Origin of the sequence: Aliikangiella sp. G2MR2-5, from assembly GCF_015687155.1 — a bacterium.
Taxonomy (GTDB): Bacteria; Pseudomonadota; Gammaproteobacteria; order Enterobacterales; family Kangiellaceae; genus Aliikangiella.
Window position 1 is genome coordinate 142,781 of the sequence record NZ_JADPQF010000001.1, and the last position, 12,939, is coordinate 155,719.

The 12,939-nt window shown below is 41.4% G+C and carries 9 protein-coding genes; 6 read left to right on the forward strand and 3 right to left on the reverse strand.

The features are described from left to right. Positions 1-80: 80 nt before the first annotated feature. From IYN84_RS00585 to IYN84_RS00595, 3 genes are all read left to right on the forward strand, one after another. Positions 81-977, forward strand: coding sequence for a DMT family transporter (locus tag IYN84_RS00585; protein WP_196137235.1), 897 nt, complete (start codon positions 81-83; stop codon positions 975-977). A 163-nt stretch (positions 978-1,140) separates the two neighbouring features. Further along, positions 1,141-1,848, forward strand: coding sequence for a DUF3581 family protein (locus tag IYN84_RS00590; protein ID WP_196137236.1), 708 nt, complete (start codon positions 1,141-1,143; stop codon positions 1,846-1,848). Between the two features lie 223 nt (positions 1,849-2,071). Then, complete coding sequence (locus tag IYN84_RS00595) at positions 2,072-2,782, forward strand: ParA family protein (RefSeq protein WP_196137237.1); 711 nt, start codon at positions 2,072-2,074, stop codon at positions 2,780-2,782. A 36-nt stretch (positions 2,783-2,818) separates the two neighbouring features. On the opposite strand, the gene IYN84_RS00600 is transcribed toward IYN84_RS00595, so the two are convergent. The 3 genes from IYN84_RS00600 to IYN84_RS00610 all read right to left on the reverse strand — a co-directional run bounded on the left by IYN84_RS00600 (position 2,819) and on the right by IYN84_RS00610 (position 5,418). After that, a complete protein-coding gene (locus tag IYN84_RS00600) occupies positions 2,819-3,604 on the reverse strand; it encodes a PepSY domain-containing protein (RefSeq protein WP_196137238.1) in 786 nt (261 codons plus the stop codon). Further along, a complete protein-coding gene (locus IYN84_RS00605) occupies positions 3,601-4,146 on the reverse strand; it encodes an FMN-binding protein (protein ID WP_196137239.1) in 546 nt (181 codons plus the stop codon). The genes IYN84_RS00600 and IYN84_RS00605 overlap by 4 nt, the downstream gene beginning before the upstream one ends. Before the next feature lie 114 nt (positions 4,147-4,260). Further along, positions 4,261-5,418 carry a porin gene (locus IYN84_RS00610; RefSeq protein ID WP_196137240.1) on the reverse strand — a complete coding sequence of 386 codons (1,158 nt, stop codon included), beginning with the start codon at positions 5,416-5,418 and terminating at the stop codon, positions 4,261-4,263. Between the two features lie 458 nt (positions 5,419-5,876). On the opposite strand from IYN84_RS00610, the gene IYN84_RS00615 reads away from it, so the two are divergent. The 3 genes from IYN84_RS00615 (at position 5,877) to IYN84_RS00625 (ending at position 12,904) form a co-directional block, all read left to right on the forward strand. After that, positions 5,877-8,747 (forward strand): insulinase family protein, encoded by a 2,871-nt coding sequence (locus IYN84_RS00615; protein WP_196137241.1) that lies wholly within the window; start codon positions 5,877-5,879, stop codon positions 8,745-8,747. A gap of 496 nt (positions 8,748-9,243) precedes the next feature. Further along, positions 9,244-9,795 carry an ECF-type sigma factor gene (locus tag IYN84_RS00620; protein ID WP_196137242.1) on the forward strand — a complete coding sequence of 184 codons (552 nt, stop codon included), beginning with the start codon at positions 9,244-9,246 and terminating at the stop codon, positions 9,793-9,795. Between the two features lie 184 nt (positions 9,796-9,979). Then, a complete protein-coding gene (locus IYN84_RS00625; RefSeq protein ID WP_196137243.1) occupies positions 9,980-12,904 on the forward strand; it encodes a serine/threonine-protein kinase in 2,925 nt (974 codons plus the stop codon). Positions 12,905-12,939 lie beyond the last annotated feature (35 nt).

Consider the following 12,939-nt stretch of genomic DNA (forward strand, 5'->3'; position numbering starts at 1 on the left):
AATAACGGGGGAAATTGTCTTAAAATAAGACTAGAATTGCGCCCCGGCTAACCAATCGCTCACTTTGGAGAAATCATTCTATGACCTCTCGCAATATCGCCAATCTGGTGTTACTGGCGGCCATTTGGGGATCGTCTTTTTTATTGATGCGAGTTTCGGTACCTGAGTTTGGTGCCGCACCCATGATGTTTTTCCGGGTACTTCTGGCCGGGTTGGCGTTGCTGCCTTTTGTTTTTATCCAGAAACGTCAGGGAGTCATGCTGTCAAAGGCTAAAGAAATGACCATTGTCGGCCTGTTTAATTCTGCTTTGCCTTTCTCTTTGATTGCATTTTCAACACTCTATGTTACTGCAGGTTTTGCTTCAGTACTTAATGCTGCAACCCCCATGTGTGCAGCAGTCATCGCTTTTGTCTGGCTGGGTCACAGACTCACAATGCTGGCTGTTTTGGGTCTATTGGTAGGCTTTATTGGTGTAATCATTCTGGTATGGGACAAGTTGGAGCTAACCGGTCAATTGAGTGAGTCCAGTCTGGCGACCTCTCTGGCTATTGCTGCAGGTCTCGCTGGCGCCTTTAGCTACGGAATTGCAGCCAACTACACTAAGCAACACCTGGCAGGTGTGGACCCGATGGTTTCGACCGTTGCCAGTCAACTAACTGCGGCCGTTATTCTGCTGCCTTTTACTGTTTACTGGTGGCCTGAGACCATACCGTCTTTTGAAGCCTGGAGAAATGTACTCATACTTGCTTTGCTCTGTACCGGCTTTGCGCAAATTCTCTATTTTCGTCTGATTGAGTCTGCCGGTGCTGCTAACGCGACTACGGTTACTTTCCTTATCCCTGTTTTTGGCCTGCTCTGGGGAGGTTTGATTCTGGATGAGTCGTTGGAGCCGAGAACGCTACTGGCCTGTGTTGTAATACTATTAGGAACCGGGTTAACTACCGGTCTGATACGGCGCAGAAAGCTCGCCAGTTGAATGTTTTTTGAACACAGGTACAACCAGCAATAACTGGCCATTTTATTTAATCCTCTGTATAGTGCGCGCACACTAAAATGGCCCCAGATATGGCGGGTTATCTGACATCTGAATTGTCAGGTTTAGATAGAAAAAATTCAGATTGCACTGGATGGGAGAATTTATGTTTGTCGAGCGTTATTACACTCAAACTGAAGATACTTTTTCGTTCTCACGAGAACAGGCGAGCGATTTTGCTAAATCGATAGCGGGTGACTTTAATCCAATCCATGATCCTGACAACAAGCGCTTTTGTGTTCCCGGTGATCTGCTTTTCTCCCTGACCCTCAGTAAATATGGTGTTAGCAAGGCGATGAGCTTTAATTTTCAGGGAATGGTAGGTAGTGACACACCTGTTCACTTTGTTGAAGAGGGTTCTCAGGTTTCTATCCAGAACGAGAAAGAGAAGACTTTTCTTACCGTGGACAGAACTGGTGATGTTAGTGTTAATGAAGCTTTTATCGAAGGACTCATCCGCTCCTACGTGGCTTTCTCTGGGAAGACTTTTCCGCATATTTTGGTCGAGCTGATGGAAGAGGAAGGCATGATGCTTAACGCAGAACGTCCGATGGTAATTTACGATCTGATGAAAATAGAGTTCACCAGTTTCGCTGAGACTGCGCCCGAAGTCGTTCTTCAGAGTAAGCGATTTGATGTAGATGGCAAACGCGGTATGGTTATCATGAATTTTGATATCCAGGCTGATGGCAAGTCTATTGGTAGTGGTGAAAAACATATTATTATGAGTGGCTTACGCCCCTACGAGCAGTCAGGTATTGATATGCTGGTGAATAACTATGAAGAAGCAAAAGCGAGATACTTCGAAAATTAATCGAAACTGTCGATAAATTGTACGAAAAGCGGCTAAATGGCCGCTTTTTTGTGTCCGGTCACCAGTAATCTTGCCTGATTCTTATAGAAAGGAATATAAAATCAGTTTATTAAAAATTTGCTTTATTAGTAAAAAAATCCTAAATTATCAGTCAGATAGAAAAAAATAAACACTCCAGAAGCATCCACACTGGCTGCTGACTGGTTGGTTTGGGTGAAGGCTTATGGCAGCGAAAATCATTTCTATTGCGCAGGCTAAGGGAGGCGTTGGCAAGAGCACTATGTGCGCTAACCTGGCAGTGACTTTCTCCCAGTCGGATAAGGTCATGATGATTGACTGTGATCCACCACAAAACTCCCTGTCTGCCTGGTTCAAGGTTCGAACCGATCTCTATGAAGATACCGGGCTGGTGCTTGAGCAAGCTTCTACGCCTGCTCAGTTATTGAACCTTATCGAAAAAAATAAGGATGATTTCAGCTATATCCTGATTGATGGTGCACCGCATGTAAACCCGGTTGTTCGTGCCATGATGCTTTGTTCAAATCTGATTTTAGTGCCGCTGGCACCGTCATCAGTAGAAATCTGGTCGTTTGAAGCTTTTGAAGAGTTGCTTTATAAGGCGGAAACGCTTAATAAATCTTTGAAAACCAAAATATGCTGGAACAGGGTCAGGCGTCGCGTTAAGTCATCTGAAGAGGTGATGCAGTCTGTTGGCAAGCATTCCAAATTAACCGCTTTTAAAAATCAGCTAACTTTTCGGGTTGCCTATATGGATTCTTTTGCCGAAGGTTGCAGTGTTTACGAGTGGACGGACCCAGTGGCCAGTGCTGAAATCTGGTCATTGAGTTCTGCTATCAAACGAGCGGTTGCTAAAATGGAACCTGTGAAAATTTCAAAATCCAATGCGGTCCAGGAGTTTTTGAAAAAGGGGTAGCTGTAGCGTCGTTACCTGTCGCGATTGCTTAAGGTGTTAGCTTGTAGGTCTGTTTTTTCTTCTTTGCCAGGTAATAAAACCACTAATTGCCAATAATATCAGAATGAATGCCGAAAGATCATTGGTTGTCTGGCCGGATAGTCCGATGACTCTGCCGCTGTGCAAGTCCTGCACAAAGCGAAGATGAGTGATCTGGTTTTCTCGATAAAGCGATTGTAATAATTCTACTGATTCCGAGCCAGGAGAGAAAGTTGGCTGTTCTTGTATCTCCTGCGGCTTTTGCATCGACTCCCACTCTTCCTGCTCTAAATCAAATCGAAAGAAATCATTTGCTGATCTTACGATGAGTGGCTCATTGTTATCTTGGTTAAGAGGCCAGTAAACTGCATCGATATTCTGTCCTATAGACTCAGCTATTAGTTCCTGATCAATTAACTGTAGTTTTGGACTAAGGATAAAACGTTCGCTTTCCGTTAGCAGATACAGGCTGTCTCCGGTTTGAATAAGCCCTAAAAGCATATCCTCGCTTTCCTGCCAGTAGCTCTGGTTAATAAAAATCTGTCTTCCCAGTTGGCAAGCCGTGAAGCTTGTTTGCTGATAGCAGCGCACATCTTCAGGGGCTTTTACACCGTAAAGGTCAAGTAACCAGCTACTGGAAACAAAGGATTTATGTAACCCCAACTGCTCATAGTGGTTGAGTAGAATACCGGTAACGGCCAGGTTGAGTATAAACAGCGAAGCGGCGAAGCCCATTCGTCGATGCCATTTACGAAAGATACTTTTGCGCTTTTTTTGTTTTTGTTTTTTTTGATAGGCGTTCATTGGTTAACTAGTTTATCAAGCATTAGCGCCATACGGGTAATTTTTTTCATGGCGTTAACCGACATTGTAGCACCAGTGATACCGTCGATAGATTGATCCAGCTTATTATTTTCGTCAATAGATATATTGTTAAACTGCTCGGTAAATGACTGCATTCTTATCTCGCCACCACGGCTTTCGCGAAATGCAAGTACACGAATGAGGTCGACTTTGTTATTTTGAATACTGATCCCGAAGCTAATTGGTCGCTCTTTGCCAATTTTATCGAGAAACCAGACCGTCTGGTTATTCTTTTGCCAGTATTTAAGACGAAGCTTTGGATAGTTATGGTCAATAATTGCCCGTATTCGAGACTGCAATTCATCGTCCAGCCAGAGGGTTTTCTTTTCCGGTTCTATCGTTTCGCCGGACTCTGAGGTTGAGGTATTATCTTGAGAAAATGCCATGGCCAGAAAATCTTTTTTAGTCAGGTATGTTTTGGCTTGCACGTTTACAGCACAAATAACCAGGACTCCAATAAAAAAGAATTTTGCCAGTTTCATTAATCAGCTTTCTCTTTTTACCTATCTTTCAAAATCTAAAAAGGAAAGGCAAGAATTCTCCTGCCTTTCCCAATCCACCATACTGATTTAACAGCTTATTCTAACAACCAGAAATTAGAATTGGTATCCGACGCCAACGTTGAAGCCGTCGCCATCTTGAGTTCCGCCGCGGTTCTCAAGGTCAAATTTGAAAACAACATTTTCATGTGGCCAGTAGTTCAGACCGATATTGGTTTGTTCTTTTTCAGAGTCTAGCGCATCGCCTTCTGTGTTATCCCAAGCCGCAAATCGTGCAAATACACCGAAATTTTCGTTAATTTTGTAGCTTGGTTCAATATAGTAACCGGATTGCTTGTCACGACCGAATGCAGCTGCTTCGTCACCGTCGATATCCCAGCTTGCGTAAAGAGCGCGTAAGCCAAAGCTGCCACTATTGTATACAGCGTGCGCTTCAATCAAGTTGGCGCTAGCATCAAGCTCACCTTGCGTAATATCTGTCTGATGCTGAATAGTAGCGGCTAATTCCAGGCCTGGAACAGCAGTATACTTAACACGTGCAGTGTACGCGAAGTTTTCAGCTGCAGCTTCGGATACTTTCTGGCGGCCACTACGGATATTAAAAGCTTTATCGCCATCCAATGGAGTATTTAAACCCGAGTGAATTGCAAAATCAGCTGAAAAGCCTTCGCTAAACTGAGTATTGATTGTCGCGCCAGCTTCCCACCAGGTTGCTGGAATGATATTTTTCTCTACCGGGTTGCGCTCAACCCCATAGAATGTATTTGGTTCGTGAGTTTCATTCAAAATACCCACCGGGATGAGGAACAAACCAGACTTAAGTTTGGTGTCGTTTGATAAGTCCATCTCGATGTAAGCTTGTTCAAGCTCAACTTCTCCATTTTTACCGTCGCCCGCAATTGAGTGTTCTACTTCCAGCTCAGAGAAGAAGCGGATTTTGTCGCTAAATTCGTAGCCGGCAAACAATACAAAACGATGGAAATCAATCTCTTCAGCGCCTTCAATATTATTGTAGTGAACTTCACCGTAACCACCGATAGTCGTTTTAGAGCCACTTGAAGCCATGTTACTTTCAACTGCTTCGACCGTTTGCTCAACTTGCTTTTGAGACTTTTTGACAGCTGTTTTCAGTTCTTTAATTTGAGCTTCCTGCTTTTCGATGAGCTCCAGAAGTTCTTGATTTGTTGGCTCTGCCGCCATTGCAGTACCTGAAGCGATAAGGGCTGCAGCAAGTGCGGATAATTTAAATTTCATTGTATTCCCCGAGTATTTTCAATTCGTTGCTGGCTTTAAGCCTGCGTTAGTTCTAAAAACAGGCGAAATATACGTAATCTCGAACACAAATGCAAATCATTCTTATTAATAATTGCAGATAATTTTGATTTAGATCATCATTTAAACTTATTGACCTGTAATTCTTGTCAATTGATGTTATTGGTTGATAGTTGAAATACAATCTAAATAAGAATCTTTTCGAGAGTATTATCGGGGACAGTGGGCATTTCAGATAATATTTACGCGTAAAATATTGTGATGTAAACAAATAGCAACATTTTGAGCGACATTCCCATACCAATTCTGATTTATAATAGCGAGCAATCGAAGCTCGGGCGCTGTTGGCTCCTGGAGCATCATGTTGATAAAGACTTCGGGAGATTTATGTCTATATTTAAGGCTATCCGAAGTCGGGTAATACACAAAATGGAAGGATTATGAAACGACTATCAATAAGCATTCTGTCTGCGGCAGTCCTTATGGCGGGCTGCGCTGGCATTAATCAGAAATCTTCAAGTTTGACCGATAATAGTAGTGTTATTGTCAGTCCGAACGATACTCGCGGTTACGAAGCTGTCACTCTGGAAAACGGTATTACTGTAATGTTGGTTTCTGATCCCAGTGTAGAGAAGTCTGCTGCTGCCTTGAGTGTTGGTGTCGGCCTGCTGAATGACCCTATGAGCCAGCAAGGGATGGCGCACTATCTTGAGCATATGCTATTTATGGGAACTGATAAGTATCCTGAAGTTGCTGGCTACAGTGAGTTTATGTCAAAAAATGGTGGCTCTTCAAATGCATACACCTGGTTAGATATTACCAACTATATGTTCGAGATTAACAATGACGCCTATGATGAAGCGTTAGACCGTTTTTCTGACTTTTTTAAAACACCAAAGCTCTATCCTGAATATACAGAAAAAGAAAAAAATGCGGTGAATGCTGAATGGTCTATGCGTCGAGAAATGGATTTCTTTGGTATGTTCAAGTTAGGACGCTCGATGATGGGGGAGCACCCTGCAAATCGCTTCCTGATTGGTAATCTTGAAACTTTGGGCGACAAAGAGAATTCAAAGCTTCACCCGGAAACTGTCGAGTTCTATAACCGGTATTATTCCGCCAACATTATGAAAGTTGCGTTGGTCTCAAATAAGCCGCTTAGTGAGATGAAGTTATTAGCTAAGAAATACTTCTCGAACATCAAGAATAAGTCCATAGAAAAGCCGGAAGTTGAACAGAAGCTAAACTTTGATGAGTTTGGTGGCAAGAAAATTCACTATGTCCCTAACCAGGATATCAAGCAGCTGATTATCGACTTTACAATTGAAAACAATGTTGATGACTATAAATCCAAGCCCAATCGCTATATTGCCTATCTGATCGGTAGCGAAATGCCGGGAACTCCAGCTTATCTATTGAAAAAAATGGGGTTGATATCAAATTTAAATGCCTCTGCAACTCCAGATATGTATGGTAATTATGGACGTCTGGCGATTAATATCGATTTGACCGATGCCGGAATGAAGCAGCGAGAAATGATTACTTCGGTCGTTATGAACTATATCGAAAAAATCAAAAAAGAAGGCGTTGATAAAAAATATTTTAAAGAAATCAAGACGTCTTTAAACAATCAGTTTCGCTTTCTGGAAAAAGGTAATGCCTTCAGTTACGTGTCAAACCTGACCGATGAAATGCAAACCTATTCTGCAAGAGATGTGATTGTAGCACCATATACATATGAGACTTTTAATGCTGAGGCTATTCGTTCAGTTTTGTCTCAACTAACTCCAGAAAGATTGAGAGTCTGGTATGTTAGCAAACAGGAGCCCCATGATAAGAGCATGCATTTTTATGATGGCAAATATAAAGTTGTCGATATAGCGCAAAGTGAAATTGATTCATGGAAAGATTCTTCTGGCCTGGCTTTATCTTTGCCTAAAGTGAATACCCTATTGCCTGAGGCTTTCGATCTGAAAACTGAAGACAATAAGCAAACAAAGCCTGAAGTAGTTTATAACGAAAATGGAATCAAAGTCTGGCAATATCCTTCTCAAGCTTTTAAAACACAACCTAAAGGTGTTCTTCGCGTCTATTTCAATAGTCCGGAGAGACAACAGGGTATTGAGGGACAAATTCTCTTCTCTCTTTGGAGTGACCTGTATAATTTGCGTCAGAGTGCTTTAGCGACGGAAGCTTCGATTGCTGGAATGGGACTCTACCTGAATGATGCAAATGGACTTGAACTCCTGGTCAGCGGATTTACCGATAAACAGGCCCTTTTACTTGAAAAAGGACTGGCTGCAATGATATTTGATTTTGATGATAAAGCGTTTACTCAAGCTGTCGACCGTTTTATCCGTAATATTAAGAATCAGGGCAAACAGTTTCCAATTTATCAGCTTTTTGGCAAAGTGACTGCATTAACAACCAAAGCAGGTTACTCCGATGATAAGTTGATAAATGCGGCTGAAAATCTTAAAGCAGAAGATCTGAAAAACTTTATGCGCAAAGTGATGAAAAACAACCAGATCCGTGCTTTTGCTTTCGGAAACTATGATCAAAGTGACATAGAGTTTTTTGCGAAAAAGATCAATGAACGTCTGCCTGAAGGACGCAAGATTACAGAGTATACAAGAACTCAGCACTGGAAACCTTCGCAAGGGGAAGTTATCTCGTTGAAGCAGAATCTGGATGTTGCTGATGTCGCTATTTACGATGCACACTTTCATCCGGAGCCTACACTGACGCAGGAAGCTCGTGGACGAGTGTTAAGATCACACTTGAGAACGCAGACTTTTGAAACGCTGCGTACGGAAGAACAACTAGCTTATGCAGTTACTGCAATGGCGACTCAAGTTAAGGATTACACTGGAATTGGATTTGCGATTCAGACACCTGTGAAAAATGTAGTGGATATGCAGGCGCGCTTTGATGATTTTAAGAAGGAATATGTAGCGAAATTGAATGCCATTACTCCTGATGAGTTTGAAAAACTTAAAGCGAGTGTGTTGGTTGAGCTTAATGAGAAACCTAAAAATCTAAGAGAAGAACAGGCTCCTATGTTGAATGACTGGTATCAGGAAAAATGGGACTTTAATTCTCGACAAAAGTTAATTGCTGAAGTCGAAAAAGTTTCACTTGACGATATCAAGACTTTTTATCAAGAAACCATTAATAATCAATCTAACGCAAGGCTCTCAATTCAGTTAAGAGGAAGCAAGTTTAAAGACAAGCCGTTTGCGTCGATAAAGGGGGAGAGGGAAGTTAAAGATTTTGAGAAATTCCACAAGGAAATGAAGTATCAAAAGTAGATAGACTCTCTAACCATTAAAAAGGCCGACTAACCGTCGGCTTTTTTATACCGCAATTTAGTACATAAGCTATATCGACTGTTTTTGTATTTCATCCTGATAATGACGATAGGCATCATCTTTAAGATGTATAAAATCATCTCTTCATTTGTTGACTGTGGTCGAAGCCAGGCCTGATTTGTCGAAGACAGGGTTGAATTCACTAATGGCTGGCAAAACTTGTCTGTTGGTGATATCGAAGCTGCCTCTGGCGCGCAAGGTGTGACAGTGGGGATCAACCATAGAGTTGTTGATTCAGGCGAATTTGCATATTTTATCGATGATGTTTATTTTATGACAAAAGAAAGGTGATGTATTGTTTATAATAATATCAAAATCTCGCTTTGAGTATCGCATGATTGGCAAGTACAGCTAACTAGACTATAGTCGACAATACAACCAACTATAATCTTTCGGCTATTGCAGTTAAATTTAGTCGCTTCTTAATAAAAATAATATGATCGAAAATATTACTCAGCTTCTATCAGATGTTAATAAAGGCGATGAAAAGGCAATGGAAAGTCTGTTTCCTGCCATTTACAAGGAGTTAAGACAGATTGCTCACAGACAACTTGGTAAAGTCTGGTCGGTTGACACCATTTGTACTACCGTACTGGTCAATGAGGCCTACCTGAAGTTAGTGGGAAGTAAAAAGCTTGAGAGTAACGATCGTAGTCACTTTTTTGCGATAGCAGCAAAAGCCATGCGCCAAATTCTCATTAACTATTCCAAACAAAAGCAGACCTTGAAGCGAGGATTAGAATGGCAAGCGACTGCCAGTATTGATGAATTGTCTGTAAATAGCAAGCTGGAGCAGATAATCAGTATTGATGAAGCCTTAAGGGAGTTGGAGTCGTTAGATCCTGATTTGGTCAAACTGGTTGAGTTAAGGTTTTTTGCAGGCTTGAATGAGCAGGAAACAGCAAAAATACTGAATATAAGCGAACGCAGTGTACGGCGAAACTGGCAAAAAGCAAAAGCATTGTTGGCGCGAGCTCTATCCACCTAGATGAGGGGGACTGCATGGAGCTAAGTGGATCAAATTCAACACAAGGGAACTGACTAGATGTAGCCGGAACTAGTTAGGTAAACCCAGAACCAACATTAGATCTTCCTTTCTGACCGGTAATGAATATCGTCAGGTTTAAAACAAGTTCCTGTTTTATTGGGCACTAACTGTTAAGGAAAGTACAATGGCAATAGGAATTTCCAAATCTCGGTGGCTAGAAATCCAAACTGCTCTGGACGACGTGCTAGAGCAACCTCAATCAGAACAACTAAACTACATAGAAAAATATCGTGACGATATGTCGTTGTATCTTGAGTTGAAGCAGTTGCTTGATGAAGACCTTTCTCAGTTAAACCTACTGGAAGAATCTGCGTTAGATCTATTTAATCAAGAATCAATCAGTGTTGAATCAAATCGTGAAAAGACTGGTGAGCCTGAAAAAGAGTCAGCCTTAACCCTGGAGGAACAGTCAGCAATAGTTACTGCAACTCAAAGATTTCCAAACCTGGGTAAAAAGTACCAGATTGTTGAAGAAGTTGGCTGTGGTGGAATGGGAAAGGTTTACAAAGCTAGACTTCTGAGTGATTCATTTGAAAAACTGGTAGCTATAAAAATTTTGACTACCGGAAAATCAAGTGAACACCTGGTTCAGCGATTCGAAAAAGAACAAAAGCTTTTGGCCAGGCTTGAACATCCCAATATCGCAAGGTTGCTTGATGGCGGTATTTCTTGTGACCAAACTCCATTTTTCGTAATGGAATATATCGAAGGAGAGCCCATCGATAGTTATTGTGATAATAACCAATTGAGTATCAAGTCTCGTCTGCGCTTGATCTTACAGATTGTTGATGCGCTAGATTATGCCCACAAAAACCTGGTCGTCCATCGAGATATTAAGCCTTCGAACATATTAGTAACTAGCGAAGGAAAGGTTCGGTTAGTTGATTTTGGGATCGCTAAGTTAATAGACGAAGAAAAAGAGCAGCAACTAACTCAAACTGGAAATCAGATTTTAACGCCGGGTTATGCTGCACCAGAACAATTGCTGGACCAACCGATTACTACCGCGACTGATACTTATTTGTTAGGTCTCGTCACCTATCAGCTTTTGACTGGACGACAGGCATTTCAAGATCTTGCTGGCTCTTTGCTGGAAGTGGCACAAATTATGTGCTCTGAACCACCTACAAAACCAAGCGTCATCAATGAAAAGGTTGGGATATGCGAAAACAGCAAAATTTTTCAATCGCGTCAGGCCACACCCACTCAATTAAAAAATACGCTGCAAGGTGATTTAGATGCAATTATTCTTAAATCACTCAATGCGAAAGTTCAAGATAGATATTCGTCGATGACAGCATTGCGTTCTGATATTGAAGCATACTTTGAAAATCGCCCCATCAGCGCTCAACAGTTGACTTTTGTTTATCAGTCAAAAAAATATCTAAAACGTCACTGGAAAGGAGTGGGCTCGCTGGTATTATTTGTTGCGATGCTAGCAGCCTACACAACAACGCTAAAAATTCAATCAGAAAAGATTCAAGCCGCGCTAGCACAAAGTAATCTTGAGAAAAATAAAGCCCAAAAAATTTCAGATTTCATGCTAGATATTTTTAAAGCGGCAGATCCCAATATCTCCGGTCTTAACAAAATAACAGCCGATGAGTTATTGCAAAAAGGACACCAGAAAATTCTCAATGAACTAGACTCTGCACCACTAATTCAAGCCCATATGTTGACTAACTTGGGCGAGATATATTTCAGTCAGGGAGAGTTGGACAAGAGTACAAAGTTGCTAGAAGAAGCGTTAGAAAAGCAAAGGCTACAGAGTAGGCCTGACTCATTTACGCTTGCGCATACATTGACCAATCTTGGCGTTAGCTATGTTAATAGCAACAAATTGTCAGAAGCTCAAAATTTATTTGATGAAAGCCTGAGGCTTCATCAAGCATTACTTGATGACGGTGAAAATAAACTGACTATTGAGTATGCCGAGGCTCATATAGCACTCGCTCAGCTCAAAAGAAAACAGGGAAATACCAAAGAATCCCTTCAGCTTTACCAAAAAGCTATCGATACCATTAACCAAGTCGGTGAAGAGGAGCATGAACAAATGGCGGTAGCGCTAAATGGCCTGGCGAGCATTCAGCAAGATCGCGGTGAGTTTAATGCTGCTTTGGAAAATATGAAAAAGGCAATTCGAATACATGAAAAAGTCCTGGGATCAGAGCACACCTATTTTACAATCTATTTGAATAACCTGAGTATTCTCCTTATAAGTATGGAGCGATTCGATGAAGCGCTAGTTCATAGCAAACGCGCTTATCAGATACAACAAAATATTTTGCCAAACAATCATCCTTATTTTTCAGCGCCTTTACGTTCTTTGGGGAAGATTTCTCATGCGCGAGGAGAGTTGTCAAAGGCAAGGGAGTATTTTTTAGAAGCTCTGGATAATAATCTGAAATCAAGTTCAAAAAATAACTTTATTCGTGCTGTCCTCTACGCAAGGCTTGGACAGGTTTCACAGGACTTGGGAGCGTTAGAAATTGCTGACGACTATTACCAGAAGATGCTTAATGTTTATCAGGATGTTGCTGCTGGAGAGAGGGTTGTATCTAGAAGTTTACATCTGCTAGCTAAGCTCGCTCTACTAAATGGAGAGCTGTCGAAAGCTCGAAGTTATTATCAAAATGCAATCGAAAGTCTTCCTGATAATGGTATCTATTTTGCCATTAGTCAGTTAGGTTACGCACAGTTGATTCTGTATTTATCCGCAAAGCAAGATGACTCCATTGCAAAAACTACTAATTTCGTTTCTACAAAGCAGGCACTGAGCGAAGCACAGGAAATGGTAACCAATGCAATGACTATTCTGATGCAGAAGTTACCTGCCAGTCATTCTTTAATTGCCGAAGCCAAACTGACAAATGGATTATTGAATCAGCATCTTTCAATTAGAAAACAGGCTGAAGAAACTAGAGTCCCTGATAAGCACAATAGTAAATCCATCGTAGAAACTTATAAGCAACTTAGTAAGCTTTCAGTCTATCAATATGGTCATCGGCGACTATTGTTAGATCTGGCTCGAGAAATTATCGAAAAGTAGGCAAGTAGGGAAAAAATAGCTTTATCCCTACTTGA